19 protein-coding genes are annotated in these 18,786 nt (G+C 55.3%); 13 read left to right on the forward strand and 6 right to left on the reverse strand.

Translation table 11 applies throughout. The features are described 5' to 3' along the window. The 3 genes from EAH74_RS22320 to EAH74_RS22330 all read left to right on the forward strand — a co-directional run. On the forward strand, positions 1-545 hold a 545-nt coding region (locus EAH74_RS22320), incomplete at its 5' end, for a carbohydrate ABC transporter permease (RefSeq protein WP_140678727.1). Between the two features lie 116 nt (positions 546-661). Continuing rightward, positions 662-1,759, forward strand: coding sequence for an ABC transporter ATP-binding protein (locus EAH74_RS22325; protein ID WP_140681147.1), 1,098 nt, complete (start codon positions 662-664; stop codon positions 1,757-1,759). A gap of 64 nt (positions 1,760-1,823) precedes the next feature. Next, positions 1,824-2,597 carry an L-iditol 2-dehydrogenase gene (locus tag EAH74_RS22330; RefSeq protein WP_140681148.1) on the forward strand — a complete coding sequence of 258 codons (774 nt, stop codon included), beginning with the start codon at positions 1,824-1,826 and terminating at the stop codon, positions 2,595-2,597. 114 nt (positions 2,598-2,711) lie between these two features. On the opposite strand, the gene EAH74_RS22335 is transcribed toward EAH74_RS22330, so the two are convergent. Further along, positions 2,712-2,912: a hypothetical protein gene (locus tag EAH74_RS22335; protein WP_140681149.1), complete on the reverse strand. Its 201-nt coding sequence runs from the start codon at positions 2,910-2,912 to the stop codon at positions 2,712-2,714. A gap of 196 nt (positions 2,913-3,108) precedes the next feature. On the opposite strand from EAH74_RS22335, the gene EAH74_RS22340 reads away from it, so the two are divergent. The 3 genes from EAH74_RS22340 to EAH74_RS22350 all read left to right on the forward strand — a co-directional run bounded on the left by EAH74_RS22340 (position 3,109) and on the right by EAH74_RS22350 (position 5,949). After that, positions 3,109-3,339 (forward strand): hypothetical protein, encoded by a 231-nt coding sequence (locus EAH74_RS22340; protein ID WP_140681150.1) that lies wholly within the window; start codon positions 3,109-3,111, stop codon positions 3,337-3,339. 261 nt (positions 3,340-3,600) lie between these two features. Beyond that, entirely contained in the window at positions 3,601-4,755 is a 1,155-nt protein-coding gene (locus EAH74_RS22345) for a hypothetical protein (protein WP_140681151.1), read from the forward strand. A 75-nt stretch (positions 4,756-4,830) separates the two neighbouring features. Then, positions 4,831-5,949 carry a glycosyltransferase family 61 protein gene (locus EAH74_RS22350; protein WP_140681153.1) on the forward strand — a complete coding sequence of 373 codons (1,119 nt, stop codon included), beginning with the start codon at positions 4,831-4,833 and terminating at the stop codon, positions 5,947-5,949. Between the two features lie 32 nt (positions 5,950-5,981). On the opposite strand, the gene EAH74_RS22355 is transcribed toward EAH74_RS22350, so the two are convergent. Next, positions 5,982-7,199, reverse strand: a complete 1,218-nt coding sequence (locus tag EAH74_RS22355; protein ID WP_140681446.1) for a DUF3422 domain-containing protein — start codon at positions 7,197-7,199, stop codon at positions 5,982-5,984. Positions 7,200-7,455: 256 nt separating this feature from the next. Beyond that, a complete protein-coding gene (locus tag EAH74_RS22360; RefSeq protein ID WP_140681448.1) occupies positions 7,456-9,135 on the reverse strand; it encodes a thiamine pyrophosphate-binding protein in 1,680 nt (559 codons plus the stop codon). A gap of 300 nt (positions 9,136-9,435) precedes the next feature. Between EAH74_RS22360 and EAH74_RS22365 the strand changes: the two genes are divergently transcribed. From EAH74_RS22365 to EAH74_RS22385, 5 genes are all read left to right on the forward strand, one after another. Then, positions 9,436-10,017, forward strand: a complete 582-nt coding sequence (locus tag EAH74_RS22365; RefSeq protein ID WP_140681154.1) for a TetR/AcrR family transcriptional regulator — start codon at positions 9,436-9,438, stop codon at positions 10,015-10,017. A 225-nt stretch (positions 10,018-10,242) separates the two neighbouring features. Next, positions 10,243-11,493 carry an MFS transporter gene (locus EAH74_RS22370; RefSeq protein WP_140681450.1) on the forward strand — a complete coding sequence of 417 codons (1,251 nt, stop codon included), beginning with the start codon at positions 10,243-10,245 and terminating at the stop codon, positions 11,491-11,493. A gap of 82 nt (positions 11,494-11,575) precedes the next feature. Further along, positions 11,576-11,842 carry a ParD-like family protein gene (locus tag EAH74_RS22375; protein ID WP_140681155.1) on the forward strand — a complete coding sequence of 89 codons (267 nt, stop codon included), beginning with the start codon at positions 11,576-11,578 and terminating at the stop codon, positions 11,840-11,842. Next, positions 11,839-12,630 (forward strand): type I methionyl aminopeptidase, encoded by a 792-nt coding sequence (gene map / locus EAH74_RS22380; RefSeq protein ID WP_140681156.1) that lies wholly within the window; start codon positions 11,839-11,841, stop codon positions 12,628-12,630. Before EAH74_RS22375 ends, map begins: the two co-directional genes overlap by 4 nt. 157 nt (positions 12,631-12,787) lie before the next feature. Next, positions 12,788-13,801 (forward strand): GlxA family transcriptional regulator, encoded by a 1,014-nt coding sequence (locus EAH74_RS22385; protein WP_193560143.1) that lies wholly within the window; start codon positions 12,788-12,790, stop codon positions 13,799-13,801. A gap of 116 nt (positions 13,802-13,917) precedes the next feature. Here the strand turns inward: EAH74_RS22385 and EAH74_RS22390 are convergent, their stop codons facing one another. Further along, entirely contained in the window at positions 13,918-14,358 is a 441-nt protein-coding gene (locus EAH74_RS22390) for a hypothetical protein (RefSeq protein ID WP_240050541.1), read from the reverse strand. A 782-nt stretch (positions 14,359-15,140) separates the two neighbouring features. Here EAH74_RS22390 and EAH74_RS22395 point away from each other — a divergent pair. Beyond that, positions 15,141-16,016 (forward strand): alpha/beta fold hydrolase, encoded by an 876-nt coding sequence (locus tag EAH74_RS22395; protein ID WP_140681157.1) that lies wholly within the window; start codon positions 15,141-15,143, stop codon positions 16,014-16,016. Here the strand turns inward: EAH74_RS22395 and EAH74_RS22400 are convergent. Beyond that, the gene (locus tag EAH74_RS22400; RefSeq protein ID WP_140681158.1) at positions 15,990-16,757 is read right to left on the reverse strand and encodes a metallophosphoesterase; all 768 of its coding nucleotides are present in this window, start codon (positions 16,755-16,757) and stop codon (positions 15,990-15,992) included. The genes EAH74_RS22395 and EAH74_RS22400 overlap by 27 nt on opposite strands. Before the next feature lie 105 nt (positions 16,758-16,862). After that, on the reverse strand, positions 16,863-17,780 hold the full coding sequence (locus EAH74_RS22405) for a LysR family transcriptional regulator (protein ID WP_140681159.1): 918 nt from the start codon (positions 17,778-17,780) through the stop codon (positions 16,863-16,865). Between the two features lie 109 nt (positions 17,781-17,889). Between EAH74_RS22405 and EAH74_RS22410 the strand changes: the two genes are divergently transcribed. After that, entirely contained in the window at positions 17,890-18,729 is an 840-nt protein-coding gene (locus EAH74_RS22410; protein WP_140681161.1) for a HalD/BesD family halogenase, read from the forward strand. The last annotated feature ends 57 nt before the right edge of the window (positions 18,730-18,786 follow it).

The following is an 18,786-nucleotide window of genomic DNA, read 5'->3' on the forward strand; positions in this document are numbered from 1 at the left end:
CGATGGCGTTCTACGAAACCAAGCGCACCAAAGGCACGTTGCTGTGGATGCTCTCCACCAAGATGCTGCCGCCGGTGGGCGTACTGATGCCGATCTACCTGCTGGCCAAAAGTTTCGGCCTGCTCGATACGCGCATCGCGCTGATCGTGATCTACACGCTGATCAACCTGCCGATCGTGGTCTGGATGATTTACACCTACTTCAAAGACATCCCCAAGGACATCCTCGAAGCCGCGCGCCTCGACGGTGCCACGCTGTGGCAGGAAATGGTCCGGGTGCTGCTGCCGATCGCCAAGGGCGGCCTGGCGTCCACGGTGCTGTTGTCGCTGATCCTGTGCTGGAACGAGGCGTTCTGGTCCTTGAACCTGACTTCGTCGAAAGCCGCGCCGCTGACCGCGTTGATCGCCTCCTACTCCAGTCCCGAAGGTCTGTTCTGGGCCAAGTTGTCGGCGGTGTCGACGCTGGCCTGCGCGCCCATCCTGATCTTCGGCTGGATCAGCCAGAAACAATTGGTCCGCGGCCTGTCGTTCGGCGCCGTGAAATGAAGATCGCCGACTCAACGCGATCCACTGTGGGAGCGAGCCTCATCGCGAGCAGGCTCACTCCCACAAAAAAAGCCCGCACGGCTCAACTGAATAACAACAAGTGGAGGCCCATCATCATGGCCAACCTGAAAATCAAGAATCTGCAAAAAGGCTTCGAAGGTCTGTCCATCATCAAGGGCATTGATCTCGAAGTCCGTGATAAAGAATTCGTGGTGTTCGTCGGCCCGTCGGGCTGCGGCAAATCCACCTTGCTGCGACTGATCGCCGGCCTGGAGGAGGTCACCAGCGGCACCATCGAACTCGATGGCCGCGACATCACCGAAGTCAGCCCGGCCAAGCGTGACCTGGCGATGGTGTTCCAGACGTACGCCCTGTACCCGCACATGACGGTGCGCAAGAACATGTCCTTCGCGCTGGATCTGGCGGGTGATAACAAGCAGGACGTCGAGCGCAAGGTGACTGAGGCTGCACGGATCCTGGAGCTGGAACGCCTGCTGGAGCGCAAGCCGAAGCAACTGTCCGGCGGCCAGCGTCAACGCGTGGCTATCGGTCGCGCCATCGTACGTAACCCCAAGATTTTTTTGTTCGACGAGCCACTGTCCAACCTCGACGCCGCTCTACGGGTGCAGATGCGCCTGGAGCTATCCCGGCTGCATAAAGAACTGCAGGCCACGATGATCTACGTGACTCATGATCAGGTCGAAGCCATGACGCTCGCCACCAAGGTGGTGGTGCTCAACGGCGGTCGTATCGAGCAGATTGGCTCGCCGCTCGAGCTTTATCACCAACCGGCCAATCTGTTCGTAGCAGGTTTTTTGGGCACCCCGAAAATGGGCTTTCTCAAGGCCACCGTGGTTGCCAACAGCCATCAGGGCGTAGAGGTCGAACTGGCCTCCGGCCGACGTCTGCTGATCCCTCGTGACGGCAGCACGTTGGGCAAGGGCAACGAGGTCACCGTGGGAATACGTCCCGAACACCTCAGCCTGGATGATCAAGGGCAACTGCCCATCACCACGGACGTCACCGAACGCTTGGGCAGTGACACCTTCTGCCACGTCGTCGCCAAGTCCGGTGAAGCACTCACCGTGCGAGTCAATGGCGACTGCGACGTCGCTTATGGAGAGCAGCGGTGGGTCGCGCTGGACGTTGCGCATTGCCATTTGTTCGATGAACACGGCAAGGCTGTCGCCCCGATGGTGCGTCGCGCCGCCTGATCTTAATCCTCTCAATGCCCTCGGTTGGGCGTACCCGACATTCAAGAAAACGGATGAACACTCAATGAAACGACTAGAAGGTAAAAGCGCGCTTGTCACCGGATCCGCCCGAGGCATCGGCCGTTCTTTTGCTCAGGCCTATGTTAATGAAGGGGCGACGGTAGCCATCGCTGACATCAACCTTGAGCGCGCCCGGGCCACGGCTGCCGAACTCGGACCAAACGCTTACGCTGTCGAGATGGACGTGACCGACCAAGCGTCTATCGATGATGCGATTGCAGCTGTGATTTCACAGACAGGCAAGTTGGATATCCTGATCAACAACGCCGCATTATTCGATCTCGCGCCCATAGTCGACATCACCCGCGACAGCTTCCAGCGTTTGTTTTCGATCAATGTTGCAGGAACATTGTTCACCCTCCAGGCAGCGGCTCGTCAGATGATCAGGCAAGGGAATGGCGGCAAAATCATCAACATGGCCAGCCAGGCAGGTCGCAGAGGGGAAGCTCTGGTGGGTGTGTATTGCGCGACGAAAGCGGCAGTGATCAGCCTTACACAATCAGCAGGTCTGGATCTGATCAAGCACGGGATCAATGTGAATGCCATCGCGCCAGGCGTGGTAGACGGCGAGCACTGGGATGGCGTCGATGCGATGTTCGCTCAATACGAAAATCGGCCATTGGGCGAAAAGAAAAGGCTCGTGGGTCAAGAGGTGCCTTTCGGACGGATGGGGACTGCTGATGACCTGACGGGAATGGCCATATTCCTCGCGTCGTCCGAGAGTGAATACGTGGTGGCTCAGACCTACAACGTCGACGGTGGAAACTGGATGAGTTGACGTCAAAGCCTCACAGGCACTTGCAACGGTTACGCGCCCCAACAAGGTTAAAAAGCGGCCAACTCGACCCACGTCTATGGCCGCTTTTGACGCCAGCCAGCGTCAAGCATCGGGCTAGTTACCGTCTGCCACTTTGCGTTCTATCTCAGCTATTTTCCGACTGAGCTCCTCAGCTTCCTGCTCCCTGGTTTGAGTTGAAGAGGGCGTATTGGTCTGATCGACACCTTTGACGTCAGGGTCCTTGTCCTCAAGATCTCTTTCGGCATTTGACGCTGCATCTGAATCGACGTCGTTAACACTGTCATCGTTGTTCATATCGCTAACCTCCATTGACCTGAACATTGGATTCAATGCCATGGCTTGAGTTCGAGATTTTTTGTCGGCGTCGATCAGTTTGGGCAATGAAACGTACCGGTGGTCAGGCTGCCTGAATTTTCCCTCCTGGCGATACTCCATCGTCCGAGGAGCAGTCGCTCCTTAATAGCGGTGTAATCTGCCGGGGGAACATGTAATGCCATCGGTCGAAGACTTCAGAATCCAGTCTCACGCATTCCTGATCGAGCTGGACGCCGCAACGATAGGCATGATGACGCTGGTCTCCTCCAAATGTGTTTCAGGGCCAGAATGGGAAGAGGCGACCAAACGGCATCACGATGCTTACGAGCTCTGGAATGCCTTTCTTAATGTCTCTCCTTCAAACGCTGAAGTCGTCACTCCGTTAAATACTTCGTGCGCTGACTAAGGACGGCTGGACGAAAACACGACCACTCCATATTGACCGCGCTTCTACTGGGGCTGGAAGAAAAATTGGCGTCATGAAATAGATGACTGGCGTCACCCATGTCGCTTGCAAAGTCCCTACCTTGAACTTTACTCGTCACTGAACGAGGGAGCGTTCCTCATCAAATATGTCTTTTATATCAAGGTTTAAGCACTCCTCTTGAAGTTCCGCCTTGATCTTTTTCTGATCTACCCAAAAGAAAGCTCAAAGGATGACGAAGAAATGAAAGAGAACTTGGCGGCAGTTGTTCGCAAACTCATATCTCCTTCAACGCGGTATGAGATAAGAAACGCTTCAAACTGGTTGCGAGACATTCTTGGACGTGCGTGTTTCTGGCGCTGGGAGATTGCCAGGTTCAGAGTGCAGAACGAAAGTCCTTACGAAATCCTCTATATCGGAAGGAAAAAGAAGCGGGAGATGGCCAAGCTTCTCATAAGGGGAAAGCCCCAAGGTGATTCCCCCATGGTCGACGGCGAACCGGAACCTGGCGCGTCGAATCATGTGGTAGTGGTCAGTGAAATGCCGACCTCGGGGGCCTTGTATGTACCCTTGTATTTGAGCGCCGTCGTACCGCTAGGGCGATCCATCGAGGAGATCACCACAAAATACGATGGCGAATTGCGTCGAAATATACGCAAGAACCGACCGCGCTACCGAATGGTCCAGACGCAGTTGGATGAAGACATTGAAAAGGCAGACAGGGAAATGCTTCGACCTTATGCCAAGGCAAGGCAAGGCATCCACGCTGCGCAATTTGCCACGCAGGAGGTTTTCAGGATCGCCAAGACTGTCGGCCGGCTCGACCTGATCATGCTGGAGGATGAGGTTGTGGCCTGTCACCTTGGCTGCGTAATAACCCGGGGCGGAAAGCGCTACTGGCGCACGCTACGTTTCGGATATACCGAGGCGATTTTTTCAGATGCCAAAAGACTGCGTGAAGTGAACTCGATTACCACCTTCATGGCACTTGAATGGGCGATAGACAATGGCTTCGATTATTACGACATCGGTCTTTGCCTGGCGCGGCCAGATGACGGACTTCTGAAATGGAAAAGAAGGCGCGGCGGTGATATTGATTCCCTGGGAAACCACGCTTATATGTTTGTCCGGCTGCCCAAGACAGGGGCAGCCAAATTCCTTTGGGATACGCCGCTATTCGCTGTTGAAGGAAAGGAATTGACCCTTCACCTTGGCTTGCCGGATGGGCCAAGCGACGAGGAGGTCGCCAGCCGTTATCATGAAATGGTATTTGGCGGGCTGCACAAGATTTATCTTTATTGCGCCAAGAGCTCGGGCGAACAGTTTCTCGAAACCTTGCGTACTCGCTACGCCAATTTGCAGACCCCACCCATTATGAAAAGGATTGCATCCAGCTGAACAATTTCCAGGACTGAAATAAACAGAGCGCTTCGCGTCTGACTATTTGACCCTGTCCCGCAGGGAGGACTTTTCATGGAAAGCGATGTCTCGCAAATAAGCACTTCGACCACTGGCAATCGGAAAAAATGGACCCTTGCCGCCTACAGGTATATGGCAAGAAAAAGACTCGCACGAAACGCGGAGATCAACTTGAAAAGCCTGGCGGCGAAAACCTGGGATGTTGCTCCGGGTGGGACATCCTATTCTCCGCCTGCATTCTTCCTGCCCAATCAAATGGACCGCGTCACAGGATGGGAGGCGAAGCGCTTTTATCCTTTTGAGCATCCCGCTCGCACAATGGAAGGGCTGGGCAACGTAGTGCAAGGCCCGACACGTGGCTACCTGATCAAGGATGTCTGGCTGATTGATGGAGCACTCTACAAGAACAAGGCAAGTCACTGGTTGTCTCTCAAGCCTGGTTTGTTTCCGCGAATTATCGTGGAAAACGAGATTGAGCGCGGTGCCGCCTACTGCACGCAAAATGGAAATACATGGTTTGGTACATGGTTGATGGAAGACTGCCCGACCTATTCATTGGCCTGCGATGAAGGCGTACCGGTAACCACCGCGCCATCCGCCAGGTTTCCCTTATTTACCCAGGCCTCCGCTTACGAGGACTGGTTTGGCATGAAACCGGTTCGCTTGAACGGTGCGTTCTTTCGTGAGCTCGTGCTGTTCGACGATGTGAGCAACAATCAAAGCAGGCATTTACGTTTCCGTGCCATGGGCGAAAAGCTACTGTCGCACGTGAGCTATGAGTCTCACCCTGGCGTGTTCATTCTCCGGGGTGGCGACGGTGACTTGCGCTTTTTGCGCAATGAAATGGAGCTCGCTGAACATCTGCGCAAGACCAGGGGTTTTCGCATAATCAATCCTTTGAAAACCGATGTCCCGACCATCGTGGCGACGTGTGCCGGGGCGCGGACCGTGATGGGGGTCGAAGGGAGCCAGCTTGTACATGGTGTCAATGTACTGCCGCAGGGTGGTTCGTTGCTGGTACTGCAGCCACCGAACCGTTTCGTCAGCTACTTCAAGTACCTGACGGATCGCGACAACCAGAATTTTGGCTTTGTGGTCGGAACGCCAGAGGGTGATGGCTTCAATATCGACATTCAAGAGGTTGAACGCACATTGGACCTGTTCCCATCCTGATGGGTGATGGCGCCTCCCTGCGATTCACCGTATCAGTGCTCTTTGACTTTCTTGATGCGGAAAATAATCAGCGCAAGGATCGCGATCGCGAGGGGTGTCATGGCCAGCATGGCCTCTCGCGGAGCCACCTCGGCGCCGAGCAGGTGCAACCCTGAGTAGCCAAGCTTGAGCAGGTTCAGCAGGTAGTAAGTAATGGCGATAATCGACAGACCTTCCACGGCACGCTGGATCTTGATCTGGGCATCGGCGCGGGCGTTCAGGCTTTTGAGAATTTCCGAGTTCTGTTCTTCCATTTCCACCTGAACCCGGGCTTGCAACAGGTCGCCCAGGTTGGCCACGCTTTTGGCCAGGTGCTCAAGGCGTTGTTCGGTGGCGGTGCAGTACCTGACGGTGGGTTTGAAACGGCGTTCGATAAACACCCCGAGGCGCTGGCAATCGCCTACGTGACTTTCCCGCAATTCGCCCAGGCGCTCGTACACGAGTTGGGCATAGGCCTGGGTGGCACTGAAGCGGTGGCGGGTTTTCGCGGTACTGCTGACCACTTGGGCTGACAGGTTGGAGATGTCCGCCAGCAGGGCTTTCGCGTTGCCGCTGTCGGCGTCGGCGTTACGCTCGGAGAGGGTGACCAAGGTCTTGTCAAAGACATCAAGTTGCGCGCTCAAGGTCTTGGCTGTGGTCAACGACAGCGAGGCCATCATGCGATAGGTCTCGATTTCCAGCAGACGGCGGATCATCCGCCCTTGGCGGTAAGCGTTGAGGCGGCGGTTGATGAACAGGATGTGGTTGTTGCCATCCTCGCTGAGACGAAAATCGCTCCAGACCACCGCATCGCCACCACCCACGCAGGAACCGCACGGGTCCTTGAAACCGTAGCCGGCGAGGTCCAGGCCGGACTCTCCACGCACGACGATCTGCACCGAGTTGATCAGCTGCGGCAAATGCGCTTCGACCTTTTGCGCCAGCACTTCGGGCAGCGATGTCCAGGACAAGTCATCGCAGGACGAAGTGACCACCAGGGTCAGGGTGAAGAACTCGGCGTGGCGTTCCCATTTCAGGGCGTGGCCATTGAGTTGGGTGATGCCCTGGGCGGCTTGAGGATCGATCGGAGCAGGGCAGCAGTGCTCCAGCAGCGCATTGCACTCCGGTTCCCCGCCGAGAAAAGCCAGATGAAACACATGGGCCGGCTCGTCGAAATACAGTGACGGGCGCGCGTGCAGTTCGTTGTGCAGGGTTTGTCTTTGCGGATGCATGCTGTTCAGGCCCTGTTGGTATTGTTCTTGGCGTTTGCGATAAAAGGCCTTCAGGGCATTCATCGACTGCTGTTGTTGATGGGACAGGTCGATGAACTCACGAGTCACAAGCAGCAATCCATGGGTTTTCGCAGGGTGGTAACGCACTGCTGTCAATTCAGTAGCGGGCAGGCGAACCATTGTGTGGGAGGGAAGAACTAAAAAAAGGCGCCTTTTACAGCGTGAACCAGGCGCCCAAAACAGAAGAAATTACCGCTCACTTGTTGCTTGATTGTTCTCTGATCTGAGTCAGGCTAAGTCGAGGGGTCAATGCCTCAGGGTCGACTCTGACCTCAATCAAGGATGGCCGGGACATACCAAGGCAGCGTTCAAACGCTGGGGCAAATTCCGACGTGGCGGTGACCACCTCGCCATGCAGTCCATAGGCTTGGGCCAGTGCGGCGAAATCCGGGTTGTGCAATTCAGTGCCTGACACGCGTCCAGGGTAATTGCGTTCCTGATGCATTCTGATGGTTCCGTACATTCCGTTGTTGATCACAATGAAAATCACATTGGCGCCGTATTGCGCTGCGGTCGCTATCTCCTGACCGTTCATCAAGAAGCAGCCATCCCCGGAAAACGAAACCACCACTCTGTCCGGGCACGTCAGTTTGGCGGCCACCGCCGCAGGAACGCCGTAGCCCATGGAGCCATTGGTAGGGCCTAACTGAGTGCGGTATTGGCGGAACTGATAGAAGCGTTGAAGCCAGACGGCGTAGTTTCCGGCGCCATTGGTCAGGATCGCGTCGTCCGGAAGACTGCGATTCAACCACTCTATGATTTCGGCCATTTGCACATCGCCAGGGGAGGGCGAGTGTTGCAGATTTTCGCGGTAGTTTTTGTTCAGGGTGCGCGTCCATTCACTCTTTATTTGGCTGCTCACCGCCGGAAGTTTTGCGGCTGATTTGGCAAAGGTCGACATGCTGCTGTTTATCGCCAGCTCAGGTTGGTAAACCCGTCCCAATTCCTCGATGCCTTGGTGAACATGGATCAAGGTTTGCTTCGGTACAGGGATGTCCAAGGCCGCATATCCGCCCGTTGAAACCTCACCCATTCTGGAGCCCACGACCAACAACAGGTCGGCGTTTTTTACCGCTGAGGACAGCTGCGCTGACGCGGCGAAACCAAGATCACCGACATAGTTCGGGTGTCGATTGTCGAACAGGTCCTGGCAGCGAAAGGAGGCGGCAACCGGGATGTTTTGCTGTTCAGCAAAAAGCCGGATGTCGCGCACTGACTCGGTATCCCAACCGCTGCCACCCAGCACCATCAATGGACGCTCTGATTGCTCCAGCAGTTGCTGCATGGCGGCCATTTGCTCGGCTGCCGGGGTCATCAATACGCGATTGAAAGGCCCGGCATCACTGACTTCCGCCATTTCGGTCAGCATGTCTTCCGGCAGTGCAACCACTACAGGCCCAGGCCTGCCATTGACCGCTCGGTGGAACGCCTGGCTGATCAGTTCGGGAATTCTGCGGGTGTCGTCTATTTGCACGACCCATTTCGCCAAGGGGCCAAACATCTGGCGAAAATCAACTTCCTGAAAGGCTTCGCGATACTGCTGATCGCGAGCGACTTGGCCAATGAACAGAATCATCGGCGATGAATCCTGGAACGCGGTGTGAACGCCAACCGAGGCGTTTGTAGCACCCGGGCCTCGGGTCACGAAGCAGATGCCCGGCTCTCCAGTGAGCTTGCCGTAGGCTTCTGCCATATAGGCAGCCCCACCTTCCTGGCGGCACACCACCAGATCGATTTCTTCTTGCACGTCATGCAATGCATCGAGAACCGCGAGGTAGCTTTCTCCCGGAACACAAAAAGCTCTTTTGACGCCATGGATGCGTAAGGCATCCACCAAAATCTGACCTCCGCTACGACGAGAAATGGTTTTATTCATTGTTATCTCCTGAGTCGAATGGTGCGGTGTGAAAGGGTGAATCGCTCTCTTTCTGACAGGTACTGACTCGATCAATTGGAAGAACAACGGCTAACGTCTGCGCCACGAATTCTGAGCATCATCGAGTGGGGGTACAAACGATGATTGCTCAGCACTTCATTCCCTCAGCTATTGAAGTCGGACTTCAAGTCGCCAGGTTTTCCCGGTGAGACGGAGTAAGTGGGGGGACTCATACCATCCTTGACTGGCGAAAAGGAAGTCCGTACCTTTCTGGAATGATCATTCCAGAGTAGTAATCCGATGCGTCCCAAGGAATTTGAGCATGACGAAATTGTCGACGCTGCCATGCAGGTTTTTTGGCAACTCGGCTATTGCGCCACGTCGATACAGCATCTGGTTGACGGTACCGGGTTGTCTCGAAGCAGCCTGTACAACGCCTTTGAGAACAAGCATGGATTGTACGAGCATGCACTGCGCCGGTATCACGACCTGACTGTCACGAACGTAGCGCTGCTCCAGGAGTCCGGCTCGGTCAAAGGACTGATCCAGCAATTGCTGATGAGGATCGTGAATGATGAACTCAGCGATACCGGGCAACGTGGCTGCCTTGCCGCCAATGCCACACTGGAACTGGCCGGCCAGGACGAGTCCATTGCCGAGTTGGTCTCACGTAACTTCCTGCGTCTGGAGAAAGCGCTGGAGCGCGCGCTCATCCGTGGTCAGGCAGAAGGAGAAATCGCCATGCATAAGAACCCTCGCGCGCTTGCACGTTTTATCGTGAACACGATCCAGGGCTTGCGGGTATTGAGTAAAGGCAGCGCTCACCAGAATCGTCGGCAGCGCTTGCTGGATGTGGTCGATGTCGCGCTAGATTCGTTATAGCGCGCAAGCGATTGTTCTGGCGTCGTGAGCGCGATGCCTGGCATCGGCCAGGATTTTTTTGTCCAGTACTGGAACGATCATTCCAAGTAAGTTGAATGCAGTTTTGTTCATGTTGCAAGAAGCTTTGAAGATCAACAGAAGCACCGCCGCCGCTGCCTGAATTTACCTCAGGCGGCCGATCAGGAAACAGGAAATGAAGTCTTTATCAGGGATACCAGGATGACCATGCATCGCGACAATGGATTGATAACAACGGGGCTCGATGAAACGTCTTCTGCGAAAAGGCTGCCTGTGTGGAGACTGTTGGCATTTACGATGGCTGGCTTCATCACCATCATGACGGAAACCATGCCTGCCGGCCTGCTGCCCCTGATCGGGCAGGGGCTGGGCGTTTCGCAGGCCATGGCGGGTCAGTTGATTACGCTCTACGCCTTGGGCTCGGTGATGGCGGCGATTCCGGTCGTTGCTGCTACGCGAAAATGGCGCAGGAGGCCGTTGTTCCTGATGGCGATCGGCGGGTTGCTGGTCTTCAACACCGTGACGGCATTGTCCTCCCACTATGTACTGACCCTGGTCGCGCGCTTCATCGCCGGAATGGCGGCGGGCGTGATATGGGGACTGTTGGCCGGTTATGCACGCCGCATGGTGCCACATGATTTGCAGGGACGGGCCCTGGCGGTGGTCGGTATCGGTCAACCCGTTGCTTTGTGTCTCGGTGTGCCCCTGGGCACTTGGCTGGGTACTCTGTTTGATTGGCGTGGCGTGTTCTGGATCATGTCAGCCCTCGCGTTACTGCTGTTCGTGTGGGTGCGGTTTGGCGTACCTGACTACGCGGGACAAACTGACCGTCAGCGTCAGCCGATCCGCAGCATTCTTCTGACCCCAGGACTGCGTTCGATACTCTTTGTGATTTTCGTTTGGATACTTGCGCACAACATCCTTTATACCTACATAGCGCCATTCCTGGTTTCCGTCGGACTTGGCCAGCGAATAGACCTCGTGCTTCTACTCTTTGGTTTTGCCTCTATCGTCGGCATCGCAGTCACAGGAATGTGGGTGGATCGCGGGTTGCGCGCGCTGACGCTTCTTAGTCTGGCCGTCTTCGCGATGGTGGCGCTGGTGTTGGGAATGGCAAGCACCTCGCCCGGCCTTGTGCTCCTGAGCATTGCGATCTGGGGTCTGACGTTCGGTGGCGCGCCAACGCTGCTACAGACGGCCATTGCCGATACCGCCGGTGACGGCGCCGATGTCGCGCAGTCGATGCTGGTCACCATTTTCAATCTGGCAGTGGCAGCGGGTGGCATCGTTGGTGGGCTGTTGCTGGAGAAGGAGGGACCCAGTTCTTTTCCTCCCATACTGCTGATTTTGGCGCTGTTCGGTCTGGCCGTGGTTTGGCGAGCCAGAAACGATGGCTTCAAGTCTGGCCATCGAGCAAACTCGCTCGGATCTCTTATACCGAAAGCCGGAAAAATCTGAGTCGCTGTCAGTCGTGAAATTGCATTTTCACACGACTGCCGATTAATATACGATCCATATACATTTCATATTGGATTGATCAGTGGGTATCGTAAAAATTTCAGAAGCCATGCACGAGAATCTGCGCGTCGCCAGCGATGCGTTGAGTCGCTCGATCAACGCACAAGCCGAGCACTGGATGCGCATCGGGATGCTTGCGGAGTTACATCCCGACCTGGATCACAGCGACATCTGCCGCTTGCTGATTCGTGCCGAACTGGCGGGCGGCCTCGATGTAAAACAGCTGTGCGCATTCGCCGATTTTTCGCAAAGCGCCCAGGTTGACGCCGTACCAGGAGCCAAGCAATGAAGGCCAACGTCAAGCTCAATACCCAGGCAGAAATAGCCCTGTCTCGTGCTGCGGGCACGCTGGCCGCCGAGGTCCTGGCCATGATTGCTCCGCATGTCAAAGCGGGGGTCACCACCGACGAACTCGATCAGCTCTGTCACGACTACATCGTCAACGTGCAGAAAGCCATTCCGGGCAATGTCGGCTATCACGGTTTCCCGAAAACCGTATGTGCATCGGTCAACCAAGTGGTCTGCCATGGCATTCCTTCGGTCACGCCACTAAAGGATGGCGACATCTTGAATATCGACATTGCCGTTATCAAGGAGGGTTGGTACGGCGACACCAGCCGCATGTATTTCGTGGGTGAGCCCGGCCCGGATGCCCGACGTCTGGCAGAGACGACCTTTGAAGCGATGTGCGCCGGTATTCGCGTCGTCCGCCCCGGCGCTACGCTGGGTGATATTGGCCATGCCATTCAGAAGGTGGCCGAAAGAGACGGTTTCAGCGTCGTGCGTGAATACTGCGGTCACGGTATCGGCAAGATTTATCACGATGAACCGCAGGTCCTTCACTACGGCTACCCAGGCCAGGGCCTGAAACTGAAAGCCGGCATGATCTTCACCATTGAACCCATGTTGAACGCTGGCAAACGCCATGTGAAAACCCTGGCTGATGGCTGGACCGTGGTCACCAAGGACCACTCACTCTCGGCTCAGTGGGAGCACATGGTCGCAGTCACTGACGACGGCTTCGAGGTTCTGACCCGTTGGCCCGATAGTGTCGATGGGTATCCCGCCATCGTTTAGGCGCAGTTTGCGAGTGACACAAAGCCACGTCACGGCTTTCAGCTGGCCTGATCAATCGCAAAATGGCGCTAGTGGTTTTGAAACTTCTACAGTTAGCATTGGGGTTTATCAACGCACCCAACGACCTGTTGGGTAACGTAACCGAGTAGGTCGAACATTGATCGAACGACGCCAATTTAGCGGAGGCATGAAGGGGAAAAATCTCCGCTATCTGAATGAGAACCCCAACGAGAAGGCTCAAATGGTCCGGGCAGGATTTCTGCTGCTTGAGCATTTCTCGCTGCCCGCATTCACGCAAGCACTGGATACGATTGTCACCGCGAATCTTCTGCGCCCCGGGTTGTTCTCTTCCCGAACGTTCGGCTTGACCGAAGAAGAGGTCATCAGTGACCTGGGCCTGGTCATTCGGCCGGATACCCGTTTCGATGGCTCAACAATCCAGGACCTGGACCTTCTGGTCATTTGCGGCGGCTACAGGACAGAACTCAAAGCGACGGATGAACTCATCTCCCTATTGAGGGCTGCATCAGACCAGGGCGTCATTCTGGCCGGGTTGTGGAATGGCGCATGGTTCCTGGGAAGGGCAGGCTTGCTTGACGGGTATCGTTGCGCGATTCATCCCGAACATCGCCCCGCGCTCGCGGAAATCTCCAAGGCGACGCATGTCACCAGTGAGCCCTACGTCATCGATCGAGACCGGCTTACAGCGTCCAGTCCCTCGGGGGCATTCCACATGGCGCTGGACTGGATCAAAGGACTGCACGACAAAGCACTTGTCGAGGGTATCGAGGACATCCTGGCGTTCGAGGAGTCGCGTTATCGGCGTATAAAACCGACTGAAAATATCTGTGTAAGCGCGCCATTACGCGAGGTGGTGAAGCTGATGGATGCCAACCTCGAAGAGCCTCTGGAACTGGAGCAGTTGGCGGTTTACGCCGGCCGTTCGCGTCGACAACTCGAGCGCTTGTTCAAGGAGCAGCTGGGCACAACACCGCAACGGTATTACATGGAATTGCGGATTACCGAAGCGCGTCGGCTGCTCCAGCACACAGAGCTGTCCCAGGTGGACGTGCTGGTTGCGTGTGGCTTTGTATCGCCCAGCCACTTCAGCAAGTGCTATAGCTCGTACTTCGGATACAGGCCTTCCAAGGAAACGCGACTCGTCAAATAGAACGGCTTTTTGAGTCGGTGCTTACTCGTGATTTGCGCAGATTTACGCCGTCATCATTCAGTAGTTTTGAGGAAGCAAAAACGTCTGTTTTCGACCCTTTGCCTATCATGTTTTGGTTACGGACGGCGGCTTGCCCGATAGGTATATCGCAAACCGATCAACAGAAGCAGGGTGATCAGGCCGAGGGCTAGCCCACGAGTAATCGCCGGTTTAACCAATGGCACAGGGTTATCTTGTTTGCAGGCTGCGCTATCGACTTCCGCGACGGTGATTTGCCCGTAGTCTGTCAGGTGCCGCTTTTCGCCATTCAGGATCGCCGCCTGTTGTTCCAGATCCAAAGCCTGATACTTCCAGAGCGTTGGCGATCCTTCTCGGCAATAGGTGAACGTTTTCGGGTTTGAAGCGGCAATAATACAAGCGTCATTGATACCCCGTTTTTTCAGCGTTTCAGCAGCCGACCTTGTGAAGTCCAGGTCGAAGGCGGGAATAATCCCTGTAGCAGAAGCCGCGACTGAAACCAAAAGGCTGCCCGCAACGCAGATTGTTGAAATTTTCAAGGTAGGGTTTCCCTTGTTGTTCATTTATTTTTTGATTAACGCGCGGAGCGTGGCCAGTCTGCCTTTAATGAAGTTTGGCAATTAATAAGCCTGCCAGCTTTGGCGGGCGAAAGTCCCCAGCCTGGGGGGAATTCCTGAAAGTGGGGCGGCCTGTCGTCTAGATGCTTACCACAATCCACACCCTGTTCAGGTCCTGCATAAACGCCATGATCGTCGCCAGGCTTGCGGTCTGCATCAGCACCAGCGGTCGTCTACTCAGCCCTATCAGGCATGGACACACGAAATTCCGCAAAGATGACCAGGTGTCGCAAAAGATGCCAAAGCAAGGCCTGGGCCAATAGCCAAGTATTTCGACGGGACCGATGACTCGGGGGCGTCACCGAGGAAGTGATCCCCGAACATGGGATAGCGGCCCGTGGAGCTTTCGCGCGTCGCCTCGTCTTGGGTGACATCGTTCGACCATCACGCCGTCTTCGACGCAATAACTCGTCTTCGTTCTTGCAGACGGGGAAATCCCTGCTTAACTCTGAACATATGGTCAGTCAGTGACTAATTGGTCACGGATGGCCATCCGAGCACCCTCGCGCGTTTGTTGCTTGTCCGTGTTATCAGATTCAGCCCGAGGAGGCCTATGCGTTGACGCTTGAAAACCACCCTGAGTTATTAATGTATTGGCCTGACACTTCACTGTCAGGTCCACGTGTACTGTTTTCTGCGATAGGGCCCTGTGGGCATCCCAAACGCTGTGTGCTTAGTCCAATGGGTTCAAGGAAGTAAATGTCATGATGCCGAAAACTGCCATCGTCGAGATCTGCGGGAAGTACAAGGTTTATACCGAGCACTATCTCAACACAGCCGCTGACAAGACCATCATTCTGGTCAATGGCTCACTGGCAACGACCGCATCTTTTGCCCAAACGGTGCGTTACCTGCAGCCGCGATTCAATGTGGTTCTCTACGACCAGCCCTACGCCGGTCAGTCGAAGCAACACAACCTCCACGGCCAACCGATCCGAAAGGAAGACGAGGCCGCGATATTGCTGGATTTAATCGAACACTTTGGTGCGCACCACGTGCTGTCCTTTTCCTGGGGCGGTGCGGCCACTTTGCTGGCGCTGGCCCAGCGGCCTCGACGAATCGAGAAGGCGGTGATCAATTCATTCGCAGCGCGGATCAATACACCGATGCGCGATTACCTGGAGAGCGGCCTGAACCATCTCCAGGCTTGCGACCGCCTCAATGTCGGTCGCTTGATCAACAGCACAATCGGCAAGCACCTGCCATCGCTGTTCAAACGCTTTAATGATCGCCATGTCAGAAGCCTGGCCGAGCACGAGTACAGGCAGATGCATTTCCACGTCAATGAGGTGCTGACCCAAGACACCCATTGCTATGTCGCCTGTGCCGCTGCCATCGAAATACCGCTGCTGTTTATCAACGGCGAATGGGATGAGTACACCTCGGTCGAAGACGCCCGGCTGTTCGCCGATCATGCGTCTCAGTCCCGGTTCCATACCATCAAGAATGCCGGGCACTTCCTCGATATGGAACATCCGGCGGCCTGGCATGACACCCGGCAGGCCTTGCTCGGTTTTCTGGACCCGGCTTCCAGGAGGCAAGGCCGTGTTGCCTCAGATATCCAGGTCAATCACGTATGAGCCATTAAATTCCGGATTTTCACTAATGCCATTTTTTGCATAGCCGCGGGCGTTGCAAATGACGCGGGTTTTGCCCACCGGGTAGTCAAAGCTCCCGTGGGTATGGCCATGTAGCCAAAGTGCCGGCTGCCAGTCGTTGATCCGGTCTTCGAGGTCTGAAACAAAACTCGCGTTAATCGGCGAATTCTCAAACAGCGGGCCTATGCTCAACCGTGTCGGTGCAAAATGCGAAACCACCACCGTGGGAGTGGTTCTGTCGCGGGTGAAGCAGTCCTCCAGCCAGGCGACGGTCTGTAAAAAAATCAGTTGGGAAACTGCCGGGCTGAACAGATCTGGAAAATCTGGCGAGATTTTTATGTGGGTGAAGTCCCGCATGAGCTTCGTAGCCAGATCAACACCCTGTGCCCGATCCTCTGCAGAATCGAAAAGACGATAGTCAGACCATAGGGTGCAACCCAAAAACCGCACGCCGTTGTGGAGATACTCCGAGCGTTCCAATACGTGGATCTGTGTGCCTTCCGACAACCTGTTCAAATGTTCGTAGGTAGAGATCAAGTCACTGCCATAAAACTCGTGATTCCCTGCCACGTACACGATCGGAACAGGGCACGATTTTGCCCACTCAATGGCCGTGGCCGGTCGGGAGATGTCTCCGGCGAGGACGACAACATCGGCATCCATATCGGGAAAAGGTAACGCGTTGACGGACAAATGGATGTCTGACAGCAAGGCGATGCGCATCGATCAACTCCTACCTGTTTTGAATGGCCGCCCATTCTAATGACAAGTTGATAACGTCCTGCCAGGCGACGAGTGACGACGTCGAACAGCACGTGCAAGGTCTAGCTATGCATAGCCATTCTCGGATTTCCCAGCATGTTTAATCCAGCTGGTCAGCTCTGTGACCAGTTGATTGACTTCACTGCCTTCGGGCTCGGAGGGGCGAATAATCGCGTTCCAGGCGATATCCAGGCCGTCATTCAGGGCTGCCCATGCAAGCTCTCCGCGCTCAAGGCTGGGCGTCACCAAGTCGCGTTGCAATATGCTGATTCCGTATCCCGAACGCACCAGTTCGACGATGGCTTCAATCAACTCCACGGTAATCATTCGGCGCGGCAAAATACTCGCGGGCGCGAAGAACCGGTCATATTCCCAGCCGCTTGCGCGGTCCGTTGAATACGTCACCAGGTTGTAAGTTTTGAAGTCTTCGGCATAAATGTTTTTCCGCTGCGCCAGTGGGTGATCCGTTGCCATGATCGCAATCAGGTCGTCACGGAAAAGCGGCAACTTGGCGACGCCGCTCGGCACCATACCGTCATCAATAATCGATACATCGAGCCTGCCTTGCATCAGGCGGGCATACACGTCGTTACGGGGCACGGTCACCAGTGTTATTTCGATGTCTGGACGAAGACTGGAGTAATGCTTGATAAATTTTGGAATCCAGCGAAACGGCCCGTATGAGGTGACACCCATACGTACAAAGGCTGTGACCCCACCTGCCATGGATCTGGCCTCCGCCTCCGCTTCGTTAAGAATCGCGATGATGTCTCTTGCTGCTCGCTCCAGGCGCACCCCCGCAGGGCTGAGGCGCAACTTTCCCCCTGAGCGCTCTGTCAGGGTCACGCCAAGCCGGCGTTCCGCCTCCCGCATGCGATGACTGACGGCTGAAGGGGTCAGCCATAGACGCTCGGCCACAGCGGTCACCGAATCGACTTCCGACAGGGTTTGCAGCATCACAAGGTGATCCAGGGTGAGTCTCATAGGGCGCGACCTGAAAATAATTCACAAAATAGCGTAAAAATATGAGCGTGACTTGTTTTTGCCTCCGATGCAATCTGACTCCAGCAAGAGCCAACGGAGACCAATAATCATGCCTATGCTGCCTCTCACACCCGCTGTAACCCTGGGCGATGTCATCGACCTTGAGCGTTATCCCATTACCGATCGAACCCACCCCGCTTACCGGGCGCTGGTCACTCATAGCCAATCATTGCTCGGGCAGGAAGGCGTCGCGATCTTCCCGGGATTTGTCCGTGATGAGTCGGTTGCGACGATGGCGGATCAAACGCTTGCACTGCACCCGCGCATGTTTCATTTCCGGGAAAACCACACGGTTTATTTCAAACCTCAAGAGGAAAGCGTCGATTCAGGGCATCCTCTGCGGCGTTTGATGAAAACCGAAAAAGATACCGTCGCCTACGCGGATATTCCTGCCGACAACTTGATCAGGCAGATCTATGAATCGGACGAAGTGCTTTCTTTCATCAAAGACGTGTTGGGTCTGGACACGCTCTATCGCCATGCAGATCCGTTAGCAGCGCTTAACTTGCAGGGCTTTACGACGGGACAGCAATTGGGTTGGCACTTTGATCGCTCCGACTTCAGCGTCACGCTGTCACTCCAGGCCGCAAGTGCCGGCGGGGATTTTGAATATGTACGCATGCTTCGCAATGAGGACGACGACTGTTATGACGCGGTCAGGCAATTCCTTGATAACCCCGAAACCCAGCAAATAGAGGTTCTGCCTCAAGTGCCTGGAACACTGACATTGTTTCGCGGCCGCTATTCACTGCATCGTGTTACGCCGGTGGTGGGCGACAGGTTAAGACTCAACGCTGTATTTGCTTACGTGGATCAGCCAAATGTCGAGTTCAGCGCTTATGCCCGTCAATTGTTTTACGGGCGTACCACGGTAGAGCCTTTGAATTAAGTTACCCAATCAACAATAAAACTATTCACTCACTCCATCGCTTCACGTGTATGCACA

Origin of the sequence: Pseudomonas mandelii, assembly GCF_006438925.1 — a bacterium.
Taxonomy (GTDB): Bacteria; Pseudomonadota; Gammaproteobacteria; order Pseudomonadales; family Pseudomonadaceae; genus Aquipseudomonas; species Aquipseudomonas mandelii_C.